Origin of the sequence: Sphingomonas sp. T1, from assembly GCF_902506585.1 — a bacterium.
In the GTDB taxonomy this organism is placed as follows: Bacteria; Pseudomonadota; Alphaproteobacteria; order Sphingomonadales; family Sphingomonadaceae; genus Sphingomonas; species Sphingomonas aerolata.
On record NZ_LR733895.1, the window covers coordinates 13,223 to 33,322 of the forward strand.

Consider the following 20,100-nt stretch of genomic DNA (forward strand, 5'->3'; position numbering starts at 1 on the left):
CATTGCATGCGCAGCAGCGTCAGCCGGCGGCCCAGGACGGCGGCTATTACGACCTGAAGGACTACAGCTACTTCAACGAGCCCCAGACGGCGCCCACCCCGTCGCCGTCACCGACCGCCCCGGCCAGCGCGGCCGTGACCGCGGCGGTGCCCGCGACCGCGGCGCCCCTTAGCCCGGTCGCGGCGTCGAAGGCTGCAGCGGCACCCCCCACAGCCGCGGTCAGCGCCGCACCCGCTGCGGCGGTCGCTGCTGCCGCTGCGGGAACGCCCTACGCCTATCCGAAGGGAGACCTCGCCAAGGCGAAAGCCGATGCCAAGGCGCTCGCGACGCCGGCGCGTCAGACCGCTGCCGGTCTTCCGACCGGCACGGACCTGGGGAGCACGATCCCCGGCTACACCGCCGCGACGCAGCCAGGAGCCGTCTATGCGGATGATCCCGACGGCCTGAGCAGCGCGGGCGCCTCGGCGGCGGGGGGCAACGACGCGTGGCGGACCGTAACCGATCCCTCGCGCCAAGTCGTGAAGCTCGCGCCCGGCGAGATTGCAGGCGCACAGGAGGTCGAGAAGGATCCGAACAGCTTCCTGTCGGGGCAGGCTCTCGGCGCAGCGGACGGCAGCTGCAAACCGCTGCCGGCACCGGGAAGCACCGACTATTACGAGGCGACCTGCAACAAGGGCGCACAGGTGGTCGAAACCCCCGCGACCTGTACCGGCCGTATCGACCCGACCGTCGTGAACACCCTTCGCTACTTCTATTACGGGGTGGCGCCGAACCAAACCGCATACGGCTTCGCCTCGACCGCGGTCCTGAGCGCCAAGGTCTCTGCCGGGATCTGCCGTGCCGAGCCGACGGTGACGCAGATTTGCGACGCTCAAATCGAGATGGGCGCTGGCGGTACTGACCCTGCCGGTTATCTCCGGTTCTGCCGCTCGAGGGTCAGGGGGACGGCGCAGCAATACTCCTGCGCGGCCGAGATCCCGCAAGGCGAGATCCCGGAGCACATCAACTATCGGACCGGAACTGCCTACCTGAAGTCCGAGGGCACGAGGTCGGTCACGGTGACGCGCAACGAGGGAACGTGCCCCGCCATGCTCGCGGATACGACCTGCACGGCGCAAGGGCCCGAGGTCTGCACCGAAGGGCCGGAGACGCGGATCATCGACGGTGTCGCCGTCACCCAGTCCTGCTGGGCCTGGTCACGCCCTTTCATCTGCCAACGGATTTCGCAGGCCTCGGACTGCTCCGAGCTCGAGAACAACGGCAAATGCACCTACGTCCGTGACGAGTGTCTGGACGATCCGCAGGACGGCCCCTGCAAGGTGACTACCAAGGTTTATAGGTGTCCGTTGCCGGCAAAGCCGAGCGACGGGACTGAGAAGTACATCTGCGGCGATGACGTTTACTGCATCAACGGCGATTGCGAGCCGATCGAGCGCGAGGCGTCGACCGAGTTCAAGGATGCAGCCGTCGGCCTGCATGTCCTCGGGCAGGCGAACGCCGAGTTCAATCCCGACACGCTGACGCTGTTCTCGGGCACGCGCGAGACCTGCAACAAGAAGATTTTCGGCGCGTCGAACTGCTGCTCCGGCAGCGGCTTCCCTCTCCTGACCCCGTGGCTTTGCAGCGCGGCGGAGAAGCAGCTCGACCAGAAGGACGACAAGGGCCTGTGCCACAAGCTCGGCAGCTACTGCTCCGACAAGGTGCTTGGCATCTGCGTCACCTCCAAAGACGCCTATTGCTGCTTCGAGAGCAAGCTGTCGCGGATCCTGCAGGAACAAGGTCGCCCGCAGATCGGAAAGCCCTGGGGCAAGCCGAAGAGCGAGACCTGCAAGGGGTTCACGCTGGACGAGTTCTCACACCTCGACCTGTCCGTGATGGACTTCTCCGAGGTGTACGCGGAGTTCACCGACGCCGCGAAGCTGCCCGACGAGATCGAGACCTCGAAGCAAATCCAGGAGCGGATCAAGGCCTACTATGACACGCACAAGGCTAACCCGTGATGGCTGACGTGGTCCGCTACGATCAGCGCCGCAAGCTGACCGACCTTTCCGTGGTCGAGTTCGCTGTCCTCACCGCCTTGTGCCGCGTCGGTCCGCACCCGGCGCCGTTCCTTCTCCCGACCCTGGGCGAGTGGTTCGGCATCACGCTGGGACTGGACGACATTCAGCCCGCGATCGGGCGGCTGAGCCGTGTCGGCTATCTCAGCCACGCGGGCGGCGTGCTCACGCCGGACGTCAGCGCCCGGGACGCGGTCACGACGCTCTACGGGATGCTCTACAGGATCCTTGGCTACGACCTCGTCAGGCTGATGGCCCTCAAGGATCCGTCCCTCCACGATCTGCTGCAACCGAAAGGCTCCTGACATGCGCGCGCCGCTGACCCTCGCCCTCACCCTGTCGCTCGTCGCGTCCGGCTTGCCGGCGACCTCTGCGAATGCACAGCTGGCGGACTCCGTATTCCTATCCGCGCCCCAGGAGGAGCCCGAAGCGGCTCGGGAAGCCGTGCCGGCGCAGGTGGCCGAGCAGAGCGGCGGCGACTTTTACTGCCGCGAGCGTAGGCTCGGCGAGTGGTTCTACTGCGAGAAGCCGAAGGCCAAACCCTCTGAGCAGCGCGCCCAGCAGCCGACGCAGTCATCCGCGGACCAGCTGGCCGCAATCTCCAAGCAGCTCGAGGAAATGAAGGCTCGCGCGATCCTGCAGCCGACCACGGAGAATGTGTCCGCCTACATCGCGTTCCAACGCGAGCAGCTGAACCGCGCCTCGTCGTTCGCGGACATGTGGCGCCGGACGATCTGGCAGAATCCGGAGCTCGATTACACGCTGCAGCGGCCGGTCAACCAGCTCGGTAAGCGGACCTGGCTCGACAACCGGACGGCCGACAAGAACCGGGTGCTGGCGTCGATTTCGAAGCGGTACGGCGTCTTCTATTTCTACTCCTCGGCGTGTGCCGCCTGCGAGGTCTTCGGCCCGATCATGCGAAGCGTGTCGGACCGGTTTGGGCTAACCGTCATGGCGGTTTCTCTCGACGGGGGTCCGTCGAAGGCGTTCCCGAACTTCACCGTCGACACCGGCCAGTATCGCGCGATGGGCATGCAGGGCCAGCAGGTCCCCGCGCTCGTACTCTTTGACACCCAGACCAAGCGCCCGATGCCGATCGGCTACGGCGTGATGGCCGCAGACGAGGTGATGGATCGCATCTTCACCCTCACCAGCGTCGAACCCGGGAGTGACTTCTGATGCGCTCGCTGCTCCGGCTCTGCGCAGCCATATTCGCGCAGCTCACAATGGTGTTCGCCCTCGGCGGCCTGGTCGTCACGCCGGCGATGGCGGACGTCGGTTCCGAGATGAATACCTATTTCAACTCGGCCGGCTCCGCGGCGAACGTCACGGGACCGACCGCGTTCAACGGGCAGGCCGCTGGCTACTATTCGGGCGGCAGCCTCTGGAGCCGCTTTCCGTCCAAGTCGATCAATCCGGTGAACGTCGCGTTGCCGAGCGCGCGCGCCGGGTGCGGCGGTATCGACCTCTTCGCCGGCAGCTTCAGCTTCATCAACGCCGACGAGATGGTCGCCATGCTGAAGGCGACCGCCAATAACGCGATCGGCTTTGCCTTCCAGCTCGCGATCGACAGCATCTCCGCGCAGATTGGCGGCGTGATGAAGGACATGAGCCAGCGCGCCCAGCAGCTGAACGCCTTCAACATGTCGAGCTGCGAGGCCGCCCAGCAGGCGATCGGATCGATCTGGCCGGCGATGGACGGGGCGAGTTCCACCATCTGCCAGCAGGTAGGTGGCGCCAAAGGCTTCTTCTCGGACGCCGCGGCGTCGCGCCATGGTTGCACCAACAAGGGCGAGCGCGAGGACACGATCGCAAAGGCTGGCGATGCGGCCGAGCTCGTCCAGAGCAAGAATTACACCTGGTACGCTCTGATGTCGAAATCCGTCACCAAACCATCACCGGAATATGCCGAGTTCCTCATGACGATGGTCGGCACAATCATCTACGATTCCACCAAGAAGGCCGACAGCATGGGTGGCTTCCACTTCATCGCGCCGGCCAGCTGGGACGTCTACCAGACCCTGCTCGACGGATCCGCGACGGCACCCGCCAAGGTGCTTCGCTGCGACACGACCGAGGAGAAGGGCTGCCTCAATCCCGCAACACAAGACCTCAGCGTGTCGACGGACCAGGCGTTTCGCACTCGTGTTCTCAAGATGCTGAACAGCATGAGCGACAAGATCCGGACGAACACCGCGCTTTCCGGCGAGGAGATCAGCCTGCTCGGGATGACGAGCATTCCGCTCTACAAGATCCTGGTGGTCGACGAGGCGGCCCATTTCGCCATGTCGCCGTCGGACAAGGCCAGCCTGTCCGAGATCGTCGCGATCGAGCTTTTGATGGCGCAGATCGACCGCATGCTTGACGTCGTTTCCCGCGCGCAGAGCGGTGCCGCCTTCGTCAGCATGGACGAGTTCAAGACGTGGCGGAATCAGGTCGACACCGTGAAAACGGAACTGGCTCGCAAGAGCCAGCAGATGAATGCGTCGCTCAACCAGACGTTTCAGGTCATCCAAAAGACCCAGATGCTGGAAGCGACGCTCAAGAACGCAATGAGCCCCCAGATGACCGCCTCTCTCCGCTTCGGGCGGGGACTGTCGGCTCAGGGAATCCGGTAAGGGGATCGGGCCGCCATGCTTGAAGTCTTCACGATTGGTGGCGGCGAGTACGTCGTCAACGTCTTAAACGCCGTGGCGGCATGGTGCGGAGGCGGCGGATACCGTTCACTCCTGCAGGTCGTGATGGTCATGGGGCTGGCCTACTCGCTCGCCGTCGTGGCCTTTAATCTGGATTGGCGAGCTTGGTTGAACTGGTTCATCCAGTCGACGGCGATTTACATGATGCTCATGGTGCCGACCGTGTCGGTGAAGGTGACGGACCGCATCGACCCCGGTCTTGCGCCGGCCGTCGTCGACAATGTCCCGCTCGGCCTCGGCGTCATGGCCTCGTTCACGAGCCAGATCGGGGACTGGATGACCAGGCAGGCGGAGACCGTCTTCGTCATGCCCAACGCGGTCGCGCTGTCGAATAACGGCATGATCTACGGCGCTCGGCTGATGGAGAAGGCTCGTACCTTCCAGATCACGGACAGCGTGTTTCGGGCGAACCTCGACGAGCAGCTGAAGCAATGCACGTTCTACGACGTGCTGCTGGGCTTCAAGTCGATGGATGACCTGACACATTCCACCAACGTATGGGCAGCGATCGGACCGGGCAGCCCGGCTCGCAGCCAGCGGTGGATCGCCTCGACGGGCGCGGGGACGACCGAGACCACCATCATCCCGTGTAACGAGGCCTATGGCCGGCTGGATGCGACGTTCAACGCGCAAATCGAGAAGGACCTCCTGCCCTTTGCTCGCGGCGCATATCCCAAACTCGTCGATAGCGTCGCCGCTCAGAAGCTGAAGGACGATCTACCGATCGTTGCAGCGCACATGCACGGCTCCTCGACGGACGTGTACGCATACCTGAAGCAGACCTCGACGATCGACAGCTTCCTGGCAGCCCGCGAGAGCTTCTCCGACGCGCGCTGGGACGCGTACGCCTCCCAGCGCGCGGACGCACAGGCCAAGAACACCTACACGTCAATCGCCCAGCAAGCGATGACGTGGGTCCCCCTGCTCGGCATCGTGCTCACCGTTGTTTTCTACGCGATGTTCCCCGTCCTTTTCCCGCTCTTCCTCTTTCCGCGAACTGGTGTCGCAACCCTCCGCGGTTACGCGGTGGGGTTTTTCTATCTGGCCAGCTGGGGTCCACTTTACGTCATCCTGCACATGTTCGTGATGAGCCGGGCTGCCAGCGCCTATCACGCGATTGCGCCGAATGGTCCGACCCTGCTGATTGCGGACGGCATCGATAGCGTGAACATCGACATCTCGACCCTAGCCGGGTTCTTGATGATGAGCGTGCCGTTCCTGGCGGCCGGCATGGCCAAGGGCGCGATGGCGATTGCCGGCCAGGCGACGTCCATGCTGATGCCGGCACAGAACGCCGCGGAACAGGCGGCGACGGAGCGCACGACCGGCAACTATTCCTACGGGAACACCTCCTTCCAGAACCTGACCTCCAACATGGTCCAGGCCAACAAGTGGGACGATCAGCCGAAGCATGTCTCCGGGTTCGGGGTGGGCAGCTTCATGAATGCCGATGGCGGCGTGACCACATCGTTCGCCGGGGGCAGTAACGCCTACGACACACGGCAGGGCATCTCGAGCCTCGCGTTCACTCCGTCGCGCAGCAGCGGCTTCGACCAGCAGATGAGCCAAGCGCTATCGGAAGGTCAGTCCCATACCCAACAGGTCCGCAACGCCGCGTCGCAATCCTGGCAGGCGACGGCATCGACCGGAACCGATCTTCTCACAGCGGCCGAGCACCGGAGGGGCAGCTCCACGGAAACTGGATCTGGCTTCAACAACAGCGTTTCGAAGATGACTGAGGCGTCGCGCAGTCTCTCGAGTGGGCTGTCGAGCCGCTTCGGTCTCAGCGAGGCCGACAGCCAAAGCATAGCGCGAGCGTCGCAGACATCGGGCGATGCTAATGCAGGGCTTTCGGTTCTTGCGAGCCGCTGGGGTGTCAAGGGCGAGGCTGGCGTGGGTGGCAAGCTTTCTACCCTCGCGTCTGAGACCACCGGAGCGAATCTCTCGGCCGAGCAGGCGTACTCCGATCTCCGCGATTACGTTAATCGCGAGGTTAATTCGACCCAGTCGCGCAACGCGCGCGACGAGTTTATGCGGCGGACGAGCAGCAGCGGCGACAGCCAGGTGCGCTCGCTGTCCGAAAAGCTGGGGGTTAGCGTCAATGATTCCCGGTCGGCGTCGTTGGAGGCTTCGCGGGCGGAAGAGGCATACCAGCGGGTAAGCCACGACGTGCGCGAGGCGTCGTCCCGCGGTTGGACCCTCAACAGCAACGAGACACAGGAATTCGTGGTCTTCGCTAACGAGCGCCTTCTGGAGGACCCGACGCTCGCCCAGGCAGGGTGGCATCCGAGCATGGTCATGCCCCGTACGCGCGAGCAGGCGCAGGCACGGGACATCCTGCTTCAGGAGTTCATGGACCAGCGCGTCAACGACGTCCGGCAGGAGCTTGGCATCCAAGTTCCTGAGCACCTCAACAACACGCTTTCTGGTCCCTCGATCACTACAGGAGCTGGTGTCAGGGCATGGGGTGACCGCAGCGCCAACGATGTTCGGGATAGAGGACCCCACGTCTCGGTCAGAGCGGACTCTCGCGACCCGGCGCTTGCTGACGAAGTGTCCGAGGCGATCATGGGCGGTTCGGCCCGCATCACGAATGGTGCGCTCGGCCTTGGAAACGAGGTTGACAACTCTCGGGAGCGCGGGGATGTTTTGAGCGGCCATGTAGATGATCGGAATGATAGGTCTTTGCTGACGACCATGCCTGTCGTGGGACCGGCGATCGATCGCATTGGCGATGCCGGAGCATGGATCGGTGACAAGTTGGGCCTCGGTGGTGGGCAGAGCCACGTCACCGAACTTCCGCGCGGGGAACGGGCAACACTACCCGTTTCCGGGCAGATCCGCTCGGGTATGGGCGGCCGTGTAGACCCGCTGACCGGACAGCACGGACGTCACAACGGTATCGATATCGCGGCGGCCGCTGGGAGTGAAATCCGGTCTCCGGCTTCCGGCACCGTGTTACGGAACGACTTCCAGGAAAACGGCGCCGGCAACTATGTGGTGCTCGGCCACTCGGACGGGTCAGAAAGCAAGTATTTCCACATGCAGCACCGGTCGGAGCTCGCTGTCGGAAGCTCGGTGTCAGCCGGCGATGTTCTCGGCCATGTCGGGAGCACGGGGCGGTCGACCGGCCCCCACCTGCACTACGAACTTTGGAAAGGCGGGGTGCCGGTCGACCCTAAGCGGCATCAACTCAGGGACTGAGCAACTAGATGACCAGGACGAAGATGATGAGGGCGGCGATCAAGAGGATCAGCCAGCCGGACTGCTTCGCCTCGCCACTACGGTTGCTCGACGACGGGTAAACCTCGTCCAACAGCTCTCGGCCTCGCGGTGTAGCGATATCGTACATGTTCTCAGGGCTCTGATAGTAAGCCGAGTTTGGAAAAACCGACGACGTGGGCTGATTGCGGTGATGGCCGAGTCGGAGATTATCAAGATCAGACATAGTCTCTACTCCAGCTCGACGTCGGCACCTTTCTGAGGTATAGTTTAGCACGTTCGGCAACGAGACACAAAGCCTTTAGCAGGACAGGTCGGGGCTGTCGCCGAGCGATCGTCGACCTACCGACTTTAATCGCTCATCCTCGCGCACTCTCAGGAAGGGGTCACCTCCTCGTAGCAGCCGGCGCGACGTAGCTGACGAACGATCCCGTTGAAGGCAGCAGTCACGCCTTGAGCGCGACCAATGTCGTTTGTTTGCGACCCGGAGTCCCAGTACAGCGCGAGAGGCCATTTTTCGGGGCAGTGCGGCAGCAGGCACCGCAGCGCCAAGCGGATCTCCGGAACGTCAACGCGCGCCTCGGAGCAGCGGCTGACCCCGCAGCGGAGTATATGCACGGATAGCGCGATCACGACGCGCTGGTGCCTTGGGAGCTGGGACACCGATCAGTGAAAGTCATGCGACTTGAAGCGCACGACCTCCTCGGGGTCCAGTCCGTCAGCATGTGGTGGCCAATATTGATTGCGCGGCTCTGGCTGCCAGCCCTTGTCGCCGCGATCAGGCGACCCTGGATGCTGCGCAGCATCGCCGCGGCCAGTCTTATGCGGAAACGACATGTCGCCAACGCGGTGGAGCAGATCTCCGTGGTCTATGATCCGGTCGCAGATCACATGGATGATCTCGCCTTCCTTCTGCACCCGCCCCTTCATGCCGACCATCGACGCTGACATAATCGTGCGCCGCTGCGCCTCGAAACGGTCGGGCCAGAGAATGCCGTTGGCGATCCCGGTCTCGTCCTCGATCGTGATGAACAGCACGCCTTTGGCGGATCCCGGCTTCTGGCGAACCAAGACGATGCCTGCGACTTCGACGCGGCGGCCGTCGCGGATGCTCGCGAGATCAGCGCATTTGGTGACCCCGCGCCGGGTTAGCTCGTCGCGGACGAAGGTCAGCGGATGCGCCCGGAGCGATAGCTGGAGCGCGCGGTAATCCTCGATCACCTCACGGCCGTCGGTGAGCGGTCGCAGCGTCACGTCGGGCTCGACACCTTCGGCGCTGAAGGTTTCGGCGGTTCGATCGGCCGCAGCAAAGAGCGGCAACGGGGCCTCTCCGAGACCCCTCACCTTCCAGAGACCCTGTCGGCGATCGACGCTGAAGCCGTGAAAGGCATCGCCATCTGCCAGCTTCTCGATTGCGGCCCGCTGGACCCCCGATCGCCGCCAGACGTCTTCGACGCTCTCGAAGGCGGTGGTGGTACGCGCCCCGACGATCTTGGCACCATCAGCGTTCGACAGGCCGCGGATCTGCCGCAGGCCTAGCCGCACAGCGAGGTAGCGCCCGCCCGTCTTCTCTAAGGTGCAATCCCAACGGCTCGCGTTCACGCAGGGCGGTCGCACCTCGACGCCGTGGTCGCGGGCATCACGGACGATCTGAGCCGGCGCGTAGAAGCCCATCGGCTGCGCGTTCATCAACGAAGCGCAGAACACGTCTGGATGATGATGCTTCATCCACGAGGATGCGTAGGAGATCTTGGCGAAAGACGCTGCGTGGCTCTCTGGAAAGCCATATGATCCGAAGCCTTCGAGCTGGCGGAAGGTTCGCTCGGCAAACTCGCGCGGGTAGCCGCGCTCGACCATGCCGTTGACCAGCTTTTCCGAGAAGTGCGAGACACCGCCAGTGAACTTGAACGTCGCCATGGCGCGCCGCAGCTGATCCGCCTCGGCAGGCGTGAAGCCGGCACCGACGATCGCGACTTTCATCGCCTGCTCCTGGAAGAGCGGCACGCCGAGTGTCTTCTCCAGCACGGCGCGTAGCTCGGGCCGCGGGTACTCGGGCTTTTCCAGACCCTCTCGCCTGCGCAGATACGGATGGACCATGTCGCCCTGGATGGGGCCCGGCCGCACGATCGCGACCTGAATAACAAGGTCGTAGAAGCGGCGAGGCTTCATGCGCGGCAGCATCGACATCTGCGCGCGGCTTTCAATCTGGAAGGTGCCGAGCGTGTCAGCCTTCTGGATCATGGCGTAAACGTCGGGATCATCGTCCTGCAGGTCAGCCAAGCCGACGCGTAGCCCCTTGTCCGCTTCGAGCATATTGAAGGCGCGGTTCATGCAGCCAAGCATGCCCAAGCCGAGAACGTCCACCTTCATGAATTTGAGTGCGTCGATGTCGTCCTTATCCCACTCAATTATCTGCCGATCCTCCATCGCAGCGGGCTCGATCGGCACTAGGTCATCGAGGCGGTCATGGGTCAGAACGAAGCCACCAGGATGCTGCGACATGTGGCGCGGCACGCCGATCAGCTTGCGGGCGAGTTCCAGTGTCAGCCGCAGCCGGCGATCGCCTATGTCGAGGTTCAGCTCGTCGACCTGCTTCTCGCCGACACCTTCTGCTGACCAGCCCCAGACGAGGCCCGCAAGCGAGGAGGTCAGGTCCTCGGGCAGCCCAAGCGCCTTGCCCACGTCGCGTACTGCGCCCCGGGCGCGATACCGCTGCACCACCGCTGTCAGGGCGGAGTGGTTGCGCCCATAGGTCTCGTAGATCCACTGGATGATCTCTTCCCGGCGCTCATGCTCGAAGTCGACGTCGATATCGGGCGGCTCACGACGCTCCCCGGACACGAAGCGCTCGAACAGCAGTTCGTGCTTAATCGGGTCGATCGAGGTGACGCCGAGGACAAAGCAGACGCAGGAGTTGGCGGCCGAGCCGCGGCCCTGACAGAGGATACTGCGCCGGCGTGCTTCGCGGACGATCGCGTAGACAGTCAGGAAGTAAGGCGCGTAGCCAAGCTCGCCGATCAGCCGCATCTCATGCGTGATCTGGTCAGTGTAGGCCTGGGGCACGTTGCCATCGAACATCCGGTCGACAGCCTCGTCTGCCAAGCGCTGCAGCGCTTCGTGCGCGGTCAGCCCGTCGATCAGCTTCTCATGCGGGTACTGATACTGAAGCTCGCCAAGATCGAAGGTGCAGATCCGCGAGATGTCGACGCTCGCCTGCAGTGCGTCGGGATAGGCGCGGAAGCGCCGGACCATCTCGTCGGGCGATTTCAGCGCGCGATCGGCGTTCACCTCGCGGCGATAGCCAAGCTCGTCGACGGTGCATTTCTCGCGCACCGCCGTGACCACGTCCTGCAGCAGCCGCGCTTCCGGCGCGTGGTAGAGTACATCGCCGGTAACGACGGCGCGCACGCCGGCACCGCCCGCCTGGCGGGCAAGCGCATCGATCCGGACCGCGTCTCCCGGCCGGCGCCGCTGGAACAGCGCCATGTAGCCGCGCCGCCCGTAGACCGCCTTCAGGTCCCTCAGCGCCGCAAGGTTATCCTCGTCCGCCTCGTGAGGCAGCAGGATCGCGACAACGCCCTCGGACCATGGTTCGAGATCGTGCCAGTGAAGGAGGCAACCGCCCTTCCCTGCCCGCGTCTTACCAACCGTCAGCAGACGCGTAATCCGCGACCACGCAGGCCGGTTGGTGGGGTAGAGCAGCAGGCGACGGCCGCAGGATAGATCAACGCGAGTGCCGGCGATTGAGCGGACGCCGGTCGCCTTCTGCGCCTCCCATGCCCGGACGACGCCGGCAACGGTGCCGATGTCGCTGACCCCGATCGCCGGATAGCCGAGCAACGCCGCGGCCGCGAACAGCTCCTCCGGACTGGATGCCCCGCGCAGGAGCGAGAAGTGGGTGAGCACCTGGAGCTCGACATAGTGGGTCACCCGAAGACCCCGTGCATCCACCAGGACAGATCGCCTGTATCGTCCTCGAAGCCGTCTCCGCGGCGGAACACCCAGAAGCGGCCGCCAGTCTCGTCCTCGACCCTGTAGTAGTCCCGGACGGCCCACACCTCCGCGTCGCGGCGCCACCACTCGCCATGGACGCGCTCAGGCCCGTCACCGGCAACCACCTTGTAGGTCTTGCCACGCCACTCGAACCGGCGTGGAGGCTGGTCGGGCATCAGTGCCAACACCCGGTGCAGCGGCTCTGGATGCGCGAAAAGGCGGATCGGACGTTGCCAAGCGGGCCAGTTTCCCGGAACCTCATTCGGGTCGGAGTGGGCGACGGCTCGCTCCGGCACATGACTTTCGACCGGGGCGATGCGGAAGACCGAGCGTACACCAATGCGGCCGGCAATGACGTCGACCAGCCGCGACGGATCGCGCACCAGCGTTTCGCCTGCCAGGACGGCACCGAGATCGACGGCGTCGAGTGGCTCGGTATGCGGGGCAACAAGCATGAATTGCTCGATGCCCATGCCTGGATCGATGCGCTCGATGCGCAGCTTCAGAAGCCGCAGCAGATGCGAGACCTCGCGCGTCGGCCGAGAGGTGCCGACTGCCACGAGCTGCTCGGTGCCGTCGACGCGCAAGCATGTCAGGCGAAGAGACCGAGCACCTAGCCCTTTCGCCTGCAGGACGACGGCGAGATCGCGCAGCAGGTCGCCCATGACCTGCTCGATCGCCTCGGCGGTCCCGATCGGCTCTAGTAGCCGGCGCTCGGCTGCGGGCACCTCCGGGTCGTCACGTGGCGTGATCGGCTCTGGGACGCCGCCTAGTGCCTGATCGAGCCGGGTGATTGCGGGCAGGCCAAGACGACGCGCTAACGGCCCGCGCGCGACCGGCAGCAGATCTGCGATCCGGTCGAAGCCGAACTTACGCGCTGCGGCCAGCGCCGTGGGTGCGAGCCGCAATGCTGCGAGCGGCAGCGGAGCAAGTGCGTCCGCTGTCCCGTGAGGTCCGACGCGGATGAGGTCACCCTTGCCGAAGCGAGCCAGCGCATGGGCAGCGCCAGGGGTGTCTGCGACGGCAACGCGCGCGGTGAAGCCTGCACGACGGCAGAAGGCAACCAGACGCCGGCAGAACCGCTCCTCACCGCCGTGGAGGTGGTCGCAGCCGGCGAGATCGATCCAGAGGCCGTCTGGCGGCGTCACGGCCGCGATCGGGGACCAGCGCCTGACCGCCAACAACGCCAGCCTGTCGAGCAGCGCCGCGTCAGCGTCAGGTTCTGCCGGACGGAAGTCGAGATCCGACACCAGCGCACGTGCATGGGTCGCCGCCATGCCGGGGTGGATGCCGAGTGCCTGCGCGCCGGTGCAGGCGGCGACTACCTCCTCCCGCCTACCGACCTTTCCGACGAGCGCGACCGGCGCGTGTTGGACCGGAGCTGCGGCAGGCGCGATAACCCGCGGAGCGAGCGTCGGGGCCTTGTACGGGTGGCTTGCCGCTTCGGATCTCCTGCCAAGCTCACGCATGGGCGGCTGGGCGTGGACCGGCAGTGACGCGATCTGAGCCTCGACTTCTTCGCGCGACTGCGCGCTGGATCGCGCCCACTTGGCACCAGGTCGCCAACCGCCGCCCCGCGGCACCGAACAGGCACCCGGGTCGTCGTCTATCGGCAGTTGCAAAGAGGGCCGCTCAGGCGGCCGCATAGCGGGCTGTTCCAGCCGTCTCAGCCGCTCGATGGCCAAGTTCGGCAGGAACAGCGAGACGACCCGTCTCATCGCTGCCCTCCACAATCAGGGAGAAGGATGCACCACCGCGCTGGCGTGCGAGTTCAACCGACCACCGCGCTCTTCCCACACCCGCGACGTCCAAGCGCGCCGAAGGCGCGGAGCCGATCCGCCAGCGCGTCCAGGCAGCGGAAGGCTCGGAAAACGGATCCTGGTCACGGCCGCGGCGACGGCGGAGAAGTAGCACCGGCATGTCGGCTTCTGCTGCCACCAGCTGCAAGCGACGCGTTGCGACCATCGCTACCTTGCTCGCTTCTGCAATGATGGCCGAAGGTGTGCCGTCTCGGACCGCATCCTCGATCACGGCCAGTAGCGCGGCATCGTCCTGCGACTGAGCGTAGATGACGTTGGCAGAGGCGAGGCCGGCTTGCTCCAAGGCGGGAGCGTACAGGTCGGCCCTGCAGCTCGCCCATAGAACGGGACCTCCGGTGTTCGCAGCCTCGCGGGCGGCGATCCCGGCAAGGAACAGCGTCGTTGCCGCATCGTCGACCAGCGCCGCACTCTGCGCGGTTGCCTCGTGAAGCGCACCGGCGCGCAATCCCCCTGCTCCGAGCCTGCTGTCGATCTCGTCGACGCCGAATGGCAGCACCCGGTACTCCGTCACTGGCGTGGCGATCGTCCGCAGGTGCGCTATGCTGGGCGCGAAGGAATCGAGGGCGGCGGACATCATGTTCTAAGACTCTACTCGTTCCCTTTATGTTCCGTTACCGGGCTTCATCGGTCAAGCTCGCATTCAATCGGTTCATCGATTCAGGCGGAACGGCTGCGCAACGGACCGCAAACAAAGCGGAAAAAGCGCTTCCGTTCTGGGCGCGCCTGACTCATAGAATCGCTATGCCGATCCGCCCTGAGAACCGCTGGCTCTATCCGATCGACTGGCAACAGATCTCGCGATCGGTTCGTTTCGAGCGTGCCGGCGCGCGCTGCGAGCGGTGTGCTCGTCCGCATCTCCGCCGTGTGGCCCATCTCGGCGACGGGCGGTGGTGGGATGCGGAATCGAGGTGTTGGCGCTCGGATCGAGGCAAGCGCATTGCGATCAAAGGGGGCTTCGTCCTCGCCTCTGTACGGATGACCTTCGTAGTCCTGGCATGTGCCCATCTCGACCACGACCCAGGCAACAACGCTCCTGCCAACCTCAAGGCGCTATGTCAGCGGTGCCACATGCTCCACGACGCGGCCGAGCATCGTTGGCAGCGCTGGTGGAACCTCTTTCGTGTTCGCGCCGTCCGCGACTTGTACGAAGATCCGCGCGTCACACGCGAACGGATCGCGCGGGTTCAGTAATCCAGCTCCCGTATTTTCATCTGCTCGGCAGCAAGATCTGCGACAGGTCCCAGCCCGCCGGTCAGGTTGAACACCTTGATCACGTCATGGTCGGCCAGCCTCTCGACCATCAAGCGGACGGCTGCGGCATTCGCCTCGTCCAGCACGGTCGTTGTATCATCGCTCGCGATGGCTAAGGTCTCACCGTTTTAATCAACGGAGAAGATCTAGCATGAACATTGGTGAATTGGCCAAAGGCGTTGCGGGTGCGACCGGCTCGAGCGAGGCGGATGCGAAGAAGGCAATCAATGCTGTTTTCGATCAGATTGCAGACGCTGCGGTGAAGGGTGAGGAAGTCTCGATCAACGGCTTCGGGAAGTTTACGGTGAAGGACCGGCCGGAACGTCAGGGCCGAAACCCATCGAACGGGGAGGCGATCACAATCGCAGCCTCCAAGAAGGTCACCTTCACAGCTGCGAAGGGCTTCAAGGACAAGCTCTGAGGTAAGCGCGCTGGCGACCAGTCTGCCGGCGCCGGATGGGAGGCGCGGATGTGCAATCGGTATCGGCTGACGGCGAAGCAGGCCGAGGTGGCTGCGACGTTCGGCATCCGCCCGCCCTATGAGCCGGACGAGACGTTTCCGGCCGGCGACGTCTTTCCGACTGGTAAGAAGACGCCGTTCTACGGAGCAGTGGTGGTCCAGGACGGCGCCGATCGGAAGATTGAGCGCATGGAATGGGGCGTCCCTACCCAGGTGCCGAGCAAGCGGGATCCGGCCGCCAAGCTGACGAAATACGTCACGAACGTGCGGAATCTCAGCTCAAGCTTCTGGCGGTCCATGCTGACGACGCCGGCACGGCGCTGCCTGGTGCCGGTGACTGCCTTTTCGGAGTACGGAGTGGCCCCGGGCGAGGACGGGAAAAAGCCGCTTCACTGGTTCGAAGTTCCTAGCCGGCCGATCTTCGCCTTCGCCGGCATCTGGCGGCCGACCGAGCGTGGCAACGCTTATGGCTTCCTGACCACCGAGCCGAACGCTGTCGTGGCTCCCATTCACCCGAAGGCGATGCCCGTGATCCTGCACGACGAGGACTACGATCGGTGGCTCTCGGCGCCTTGGGATGAGCTGAAGGATGCCGTGGCGCCCTACCCCTCCCAGCTGATGCGCGTCGAATGACCACCCTCAGCAGCGACGCGATCGAGGTGATCAACCGCAACGCGCTCGTGGAGCCCAGGAAAGGCGCTCTTCGATTATAGGCGGGCGCGGGCGCGATGATGGATCCTTGCGAGCCCCATCGCGAAGTCGGCGATGACAAATGAGAACTGGTCGGCGACGTCTCGCTCGTCGTCACATTCCGGGGCGAGTGTCGCGGCAGCGAGGACGAGGTGAGCTGCGGCGATCGGTGACCTGTCCATGAGATCGTATGCTTGCGCTCTGAAAGCAGCGGCAATGCTTTCTGATGATTGGTCGTCGGCAATCTGTGTCGGTATTTCGGGCGAAGGCATGGGACGGCACCCTTCCGGTCACTGCATGAGGATGACTGTCGCCCGCTGGCGGGGCTCGATCGGGCGTGCCTGTCGAGCGACGTCGGCGGATTTGGTGGAAACGATGTGCCGGCATCCGGAAACATCTTTCCAGCCGAGGCTCGCCGCAACAGGTCGATAGCTCCGCGGATGGACGCGGTCGGTCGACGGCTGAAACGACAGCGGCACGATCTGATCCCCGAATGTGGTGGCAACCCTCGCGACCACGCGCGCCGCAGTCGTGTTGTATGGCAACAGCCAGGTCACGCGCGCAGCCGTGACGCGCTGACGCACAAAGACGAGATTGCGCGTCAGCGAGGGGTTTGTCGGATCGTTCGAGCCGATCGCGAGCAGGGCGCGCGCGACCGGAGGACTGCCCTTCCACGTTTTCGCCACCTCGGCCGAGCTAGCGCCTACGCGGGCGTGGATCTCGCACCGGACCCCCTGAGCCGCCAGAGCCGAAGCCGTGCCGACGCCGGTGCTGTCACCCACGATGAGACACAGGGCGATCATTGCGCGCCCGTGAAGGCTGTGATGCCGATTAGTGCGATCAAGCAGCCCGCGAGGCCGAAAAGGATCGTACCGGCGCCGATCGCGCGGGCTATGCCGCCTCTGCGGACACGACCGAATATCCGGCTCACACCGGTGCGGATCGAGAGGTAGCCGTCTGCAACATCGCTCGCCCCGAACAGCGCAAGCGGGAAGGCAACGGCGAGCATTATGTGCCGCATGCTTCCTGTGCCGACCAGGGCAGTCGCGAGGGCAAGGACGAAGAGAAGTGCCGCGGTCGCGTGGACCGCGGCATAGAGCGGAATGATGCGAAAGCGGTCCCGCTTGAACAGCCCGCGATAGATTGCGAGCGGCCGCTGGCACCGCTCACAATGATGGACCCGCTTGCCTGCGGTCCAGGGCAGCATTCCTGCCGAGCAATAGGGGCACGGGGTGAGCCCGAACCGATCCATCATGTTCACGAGCTTGTCCTACTTGCCCGGAGGAGCCGAGGTCACGGCCGGCGCGGTTCCCGCTGTCGGCAACACGCCCGTACCGGCCTGCGGTGCAACGCGCTGCCTGGACGCCAAACGCGGCTGTGCGTCGGCAACCAGCTTCCGGTACGCGTCGAGCATCGCCAACGATGTGATCTTGCCGATGTCGGTCGAGCCATAGGTGCCCCCAAGCGCGCCCACACCCAGCCCCAGGAGCAGACCGCCCCCGACGACACCGAGATCCTTCTTGCGTGCCGACCCGCTCGCGACAGCCTCCTGGATCCCCGTGTCGACGTTGACGAGCGTGAGGAGGACCTGGCTCTCCAGGGTCTTGGACTTGAGCCCAACCGCTCCCCCAAAGGCACCGCCCAAGCCGCCACCGCTCTCCCGCGCCTTCGCATCGGAATACAGGACCTGCACCTGAATCAGGTAATCGGCTTTGGTGACCGGTCGCGCCGTCCCGCCGGCGAGCGCACGCTCGCGTTCCAATGCGTCGAAGGCAGCTCCCCGGTCCGCGACCGCGAAGCAGCCGCTGCGGGCAGCCATCAGTTTGACGAGCGGTAGGGGATCCACCTTGGCGGTGCTGCCCCCGTTCTGCATCTCCGCCATTCGCATCAGCGCCTGCAGCTGTGGCGAAAGATTGTCCGTCGCGCTGGCGGCTTTCTGCTCGACCAGCGCTGCGACGCCGAGCGGCGTGGCGCAACGTGGCAGTTCAGTCGTCTCGTCGACGCCCGTGCCGCCCTGGCCGAGCTTCTGCGCGTACAGGGTTGAAGGGGTGACGGCCGCGAGAGCGGCCGTCACTGCGAGGATGGTGGTCCGATTAGGCACCGGCCTTCGCCTTCTTCGCGGCCCCGTGCTTGGTCGGGTCGCAGATCCCCGCCGCCTCTTCCGCCGCGGTAACCACCGGCTTGGCCTTGTCGCAGTTGGCGCAATCAGCGCAGTCGGGGCAATCAGCGCAGTCCTTGCAGTCGCCATCTGCATGCGCTTTCGCATGCGACATGTAATGCGCCTTCTTGAGGCTCGCCTTCTCGTGCGCGTCTGTCCCGCCCGTCTCTGTGGCGAACGTCGCCATGGCGAGGAGGACCGGTCCTGCAGGCGCGGCGCTGGCCGCGGCTGGCATGCCGATCGCGAGGGCAGCGGCCCCCATTGCGGTGAAGTATCGAAGCTTCATGATCGTGTCTCCCTTCCCTGGTCAGAAAAAGCCGTTGCGACGGCCGTCGCGACGGTCGTTGTGGCGGCTGCCACTGTCCCCGAGGGCCGAACGCCGGACCTCGAGCTCCACGCCTTCACCCTTTCGGGTGATACGGACGTCTTGTGGGGCGATGTTGTTACGCTTCGCCCAGCGATCGGCGTCGGCCTCCGACCCGAACTCGCCCATCTCGTCGAACTGCCATGTCATGCGGTCACCTCGCGCTGCTCTGCCCCTTGCCCACGCGTTTGAGGGGCGCTGGTGTTGTTGGATCCTGCGTGGTCGGAAAGGGCGGCCAGCACGACGTCGCGGACGCCGGCGGCCGTTGGCCTGCGCGTGTCGGGCAGGCGGATGGTCGTGTAACCGGCCGCGCCGGTGATCGCGTCCCGCTTCGCTCGCTCGCTGCTTTCCGAGCTCCGTTACCGTGCTCGACCAAGGCGAGGATCCGACCGGATGCTCTGTCCTCTAGGACGAAGTCGACGATCTTCTGCGAAAAGCGGCCGCGGACGGACATGCGCTGGCGCTGCGAGAGCCCCGCACGGGTCTTCACGATCGCGCCCATTGCCACCTTTGCGTGTACGCGCGCCTGCGGCAGCGCCTCCTCCAGCAAGGCGATGATCTGGCGCTCGGTCGCGCTCATCAGCGGTTTCGCCTCGACCGGGAGTTTAGCCGTCCGGCCGGGCCTCACATTCTGAAGCGCAAGGACGATGAACAGGAGGACGGCTCCGATCAGGAGCAAGGGCACGAGACCGTTCATAGCAGCGGCTCCGGGTTGGTGATCATGGGACGGGTGTGAAGGTTGCCGTCAACGCGACGCCTCAGGTCGATCCCGTTCCCCATCCGCTTCGAGAAGGTCATGAGCTTGAGCACGGTCTCGTATTGAGTGTTCGGGCCGAAATACCTCGTCGGACCGTGCCACTTGCGGCCTTCGACGATCTTCATTCGATAGGTGCCGCGCGGCGCTGGGATGACGACGTGATCGTTGCCCGCGACGTACACCGACAGAACATGTTCATCGGTTTCGGGGTCGAAGAGCTGGACGACGGCGTTCGCGTCGCTTGTCTGGACCGTCAGGCTGCTGGTGATCCGCTTCTGGGATAGATGCGTCGGGACGGTGACGCTGCCGGACTCAGGAAAGGGAATGCCCGGCATCAGGTCGGGCAGCCAGCCTCCCCGCTTGGCATCGAAGTACATCGGGATGACGTAGGTCAACAGGCAGAGGATCGGGATCAGCCAGCGCGCATGGCGGAGCGGCGACGATCGCCGAGGACGATACCGGCCGCGCTGGTAATCATGCCCACGATTCTTCTTCTCGAACCAGCCTCCGCCGCTACCGGCGGGTTGCGCCGCTCGGCCGATCCAGCTGGCCGAGCCTAGCGGGACCTCGCGCTTTCCACCTTGCCGCTCGCGATAGCGGTCGCGCATGTAATCGCGATCATCGAGGCCCAT

The 20,100-nt window shown here is 64.8% G+C and carries 21 protein-coding genes; 8 read left to right on the forward strand and 13 right to left on the reverse strand.

Annotated features, from left to right (window positions below; translation table 11 throughout):
• Positions 1-2: 2 nt before the first annotated feature.
• Genes GV027_RS19335 through GV027_RS19355 form a run of 5 tightly spaced genes read left to right on the forward strand, consistent with a single transcriptional unit; the run spans position 3 to position 7,957 of the window.
• The gene (locus tag GV027_RS19335) at positions 3-2,000 is read left to right on the forward strand and encodes a conjugal transfer protein TraN (RefSeq protein ID WP_236559403.1); all 1,998 of its coding nucleotides are present in this window, start codon (positions 3-5) and stop codon (positions 1,998-2,000) included.
• Positions 2,000-2,362 (forward strand): hypothetical protein, encoded by a 363-nt coding sequence (locus GV027_RS19340; RefSeq protein ID WP_159513273.1) that lies wholly within the window; start codon positions 2,000-2,002, stop codon positions 2,360-2,362. The genes GV027_RS19335 and GV027_RS19340 overlap by 1 nt, the downstream gene beginning before the upstream one ends.
• Position 2,363: 1 nt before the next feature.
• Positions 2,364-3,236 carry a conjugal transfer protein TraF gene (traF, locus tag GV027_RS19345; protein ID WP_159513274.1) on the forward strand — a complete coding sequence of 291 codons (873 nt, stop codon included), beginning with the start codon at positions 2,364-2,366 and terminating at the stop codon, positions 3,234-3,236.
• Positions 3,236-4,675, forward strand: a complete 1,440-nt coding sequence (locus GV027_RS19350; protein WP_225883572.1) for a conjugal transfer protein TraH — start codon at positions 3,236-3,238, stop codon at positions 4,673-4,675. Before traF ends, GV027_RS19350 begins: the two co-directional genes overlap by 1 nt.
• Before the next feature lie 15 nt (positions 4,676-4,690).
• Complete coding sequence (locus GV027_RS19355; protein ID WP_159513275.1) at positions 4,691-7,957, forward strand: conjugal transfer protein TraG N-terminal domain-containing protein; 3,267 nt, start codon at positions 4,691-4,693, stop codon at positions 7,955-7,957.
• 4 nt (positions 7,958-7,961) lie between these two features.
• On the opposite strand, the gene GV027_RS19360 is transcribed toward GV027_RS19355, so the two are convergent.
• From GV027_RS19360 to GV027_RS19375, 4 genes are all read right to left on the reverse strand, one after another.
• Positions 7,962-8,201, reverse strand: coding sequence for a hypothetical protein (locus GV027_RS19360; protein ID WP_159513276.1), 240 nt, complete (start codon positions 8,199-8,201; stop codon positions 7,962-7,964).
• Positions 8,202-8,641: 440 nt separating this feature from the next.
• Positions 8,642-11,905, reverse strand: coding sequence for an error-prone DNA polymerase (locus tag GV027_RS19365; RefSeq protein WP_159513294.1), 3,264 nt, complete (start codon positions 11,903-11,905; stop codon positions 8,642-8,644).
• Positions 11,902-13,686 carry a Y-family DNA polymerase gene (locus tag GV027_RS19370; protein ID WP_236559404.1) on the reverse strand — a complete coding sequence of 595 codons (1,785 nt, stop codon included), beginning with the start codon at positions 13,684-13,686 and terminating at the stop codon, positions 11,902-11,904. The genes GV027_RS19365 and GV027_RS19370 overlap by 4 nt, the downstream gene beginning before the upstream one ends.
• Complete coding sequence (locus tag GV027_RS19375; RefSeq protein WP_201302719.1) at positions 13,601-14,362, reverse strand: ImuA family protein; 762 nt, start codon at positions 14,360-14,362, stop codon at positions 13,601-13,603. Before GV027_RS19375 ends, GV027_RS19370 begins: the two co-directional genes overlap by 86 nt.
• Before the next feature lie 167 nt (positions 14,363-14,529).
• On the opposite strand from GV027_RS19375, the gene GV027_RS19380 reads away from it, so the two are divergent.
• Positions 14,530-14,979, forward strand: coding sequence for a hypothetical protein (locus GV027_RS19380; RefSeq protein ID WP_159513297.1), 450 nt, complete (start codon positions 14,530-14,532; stop codon positions 14,977-14,979).
• On the opposite strand, the gene GV027_RS19385 is transcribed toward GV027_RS19380, so the two are convergent.
• Positions 14,973-15,125, reverse strand: a complete 153-nt coding sequence (locus tag GV027_RS19385) for a hypothetical protein (protein WP_159513277.1) — start codon at positions 15,123-15,125, stop codon at positions 14,973-14,975. The two genes, GV027_RS19380 and GV027_RS19385, sit on opposite strands and share 7 nt — an antisense overlap.
• 65 nt (positions 15,126-15,190) lie before the next feature.
• Between GV027_RS19385 and GV027_RS19390 the strand changes: the two genes are divergently transcribed.
• A complete protein-coding gene (locus GV027_RS19390; protein ID WP_159513278.1) occupies positions 15,191-15,460 on the forward strand; it encodes an HU family DNA-binding protein in 270 nt (89 codons plus the stop codon).
• A 48-nt stretch (positions 15,461-15,508) separates the two neighbouring features.
• On the forward strand, positions 15,509-16,132 hold the full coding sequence (locus GV027_RS19395; RefSeq protein ID WP_159513279.1) for an SOS response-associated peptidase: 624 nt from the start codon (positions 15,509-15,511) through the stop codon (positions 16,130-16,132).
• Between the two features lie 74 nt (positions 16,133-16,206).
• On the opposite strand, the gene GV027_RS19400 is transcribed toward GV027_RS19395, so the two are convergent.
• The 8 genes from GV027_RS19400 to GV027_RS19430 form a co-directional block, all read right to left on the reverse strand.
• Entirely contained in the window at positions 16,207-16,461 is a 255-nt protein-coding gene (locus tag GV027_RS19400) for a hypothetical protein (protein WP_159513280.1), read from the reverse strand.
• Between the two features lie 18 nt (positions 16,462-16,479).
• Complete coding sequence (locus GV027_RS19405; RefSeq protein ID WP_159513281.1) at positions 16,480-16,992, reverse strand: hypothetical protein; 513 nt, start codon at positions 16,990-16,992, stop codon at positions 16,480-16,482.
• A complete protein-coding gene (locus GV027_RS19410) occupies positions 16,989-17,396 on the reverse strand; it encodes a hypothetical protein (protein WP_159513282.1) in 408 nt (135 codons plus the stop codon). Before GV027_RS19410 ends, GV027_RS19405 begins: the two co-directional genes overlap by 4 nt.
• A 63-nt stretch (positions 17,397-17,459) precedes the next feature.
• Positions 17,460-18,290: a CsgG/HfaB family protein gene (locus GV027_RS19415; protein ID WP_236559405.1), complete on the reverse strand. Its 831-nt coding sequence runs from the start codon at positions 18,288-18,290 to the stop codon at positions 17,460-17,462.
• Complete coding sequence (locus GV027_RS21590; protein WP_236559406.1) at positions 18,283-18,633, reverse strand: hypothetical protein; 351 nt, start codon at positions 18,631-18,633, stop codon at positions 18,283-18,285. The genes GV027_RS19415 and GV027_RS21590 overlap by 8 nt, the downstream gene beginning before the upstream one ends.
• 21 nt (positions 18,634-18,654) lie before the next feature.
• Complete coding sequence (locus tag GV027_RS19420) at positions 18,655-18,861, reverse strand: hypothetical protein (protein ID WP_159513283.1); 207 nt, start codon at positions 18,859-18,861, stop codon at positions 18,655-18,657.
• A 4-nt stretch (positions 18,862-18,865) separates the two neighbouring features.
• Positions 18,866-19,408 carry a DUF2726 domain-containing protein gene (locus GV027_RS21955; RefSeq protein ID WP_159513284.1) on the reverse strand — a complete coding sequence of 181 codons (543 nt, stop codon included), beginning with the start codon at positions 19,406-19,408 and terminating at the stop codon, positions 18,866-18,868.
• Positions 19,405-20,100 carry a hypothetical protein gene (locus tag GV027_RS19430; protein ID WP_159513285.1) on the reverse strand — a complete coding sequence of 232 codons (696 nt, stop codon included), beginning with the start codon at positions 20,098-20,100 and terminating at the stop codon, positions 19,405-19,407. The genes GV027_RS21955 and GV027_RS19430 overlap by 4 nt, the downstream gene beginning before the upstream one ends.

Coding starts and splice junctions, on each gene's coding strand:
- GV027_RS19340 (WP_159513273.1), top strand. CDS start 2,000: ATGGCTGACGTGGTCCGCTACGATCAGCGCCGCAAGCTGACCGACCTT.
- traF (WP_159513274.1), top strand. CDS start 2,364: ATGCGCGCGCCGCTGACCCTCGCCCTCACCCTGTCGCTCGTCGCGTCC.
- GV027_RS19350 (WP_225883572.1), top strand. CDS start 3,236: ATGCGCTCGCTGCTCCGGCTCTGCGCAGCCATATTCGCGCAGCTCACA.
- GV027_RS19355 (WP_159513275.1), top strand. CDS start 4,691: ATGCTTGAAGTCTTCACGATTGGTGGCGGCGAGTACGTCGTCAACGTC.
- GV027_RS19360 (WP_159513276.1), bottom strand. CDS start 8,201: ATGTCTGATCTTGATAATCTCCGACTCGGCCATCACCGCAATCAGCCC.
- GV027_RS19370 (WP_236559404.1), bottom strand. CDS start 13,686: ATGAGACGGGTCGTCTCGCTGTTCCTGCCGAACTTGGCCATCGAGCGG.
- GV027_RS19375 (WP_201302719.1), bottom strand. CDS start 14,362: ATGTCCGCCGCCCTCGATTCCTTCGCGCCCAGCATAGCGCACCTGCGG.
- GV027_RS19380 (WP_159513297.1), top strand. CDS start 14,530: ATGCCGATCCGCCCTGAGAACCGCTGGCTCTATCCGATCGACTGGCAA.
- GV027_RS19390 (WP_159513278.1), top strand. CDS start 15,191: ATGAACATTGGTGAATTGGCCAAAGGCGTTGCGGGTGCGACCGGCTCG.
- GV027_RS19395 (WP_159513279.1), top strand. CDS start 15,509: ATGTGCAATCGGTATCGGCTGACGGCGAAGCAGGCCGAGGTGGCTGCG.
- GV027_RS19400 (WP_159513280.1), bottom strand. CDS start 16,461: ATGCCTTCGCCCGAAATACCGACACAGATTGCCGACGACCAATCATCA.
- GV027_RS19405 (WP_159513281.1), bottom strand. CDS start 16,992: ATGATCGCCCTGTGTCTCATCGTGGGTGACAGCACCGGCGTCGGCACG.
- GV027_RS19410 (WP_159513282.1), bottom strand. CDS start 17,396: ATGCTGCCCTGGACCGCAGGCAAGCGGGTCCATCATTGTGAGCGGTGC.
- GV027_RS21590 (WP_236559406.1), bottom strand. CDS start 18,633: ATGAAGCTTCGATACTTCACCGCAATGGGGGCCGCTGCCCTCGCGATC.
- GV027_RS19420 (WP_159513283.1), bottom strand. CDS start 18,861: ATGACATGGCAGTTCGACGAGATGGGCGAGTTCGGGTCGGAGGCCGAC.
- GV027_RS21955 (WP_159513284.1), bottom strand. CDS start 19,408: ATGAACGGTCTCGTGCCCTTGCTCCTGATCGGAGCCGTCCTCCTGTTC.
- GV027_RS19430 (WP_159513285.1), bottom strand. CDS start 20,100: ATGGGCCTCGATGATCGCGATTACATGCGCGACCGCTATCGCGAGCGG.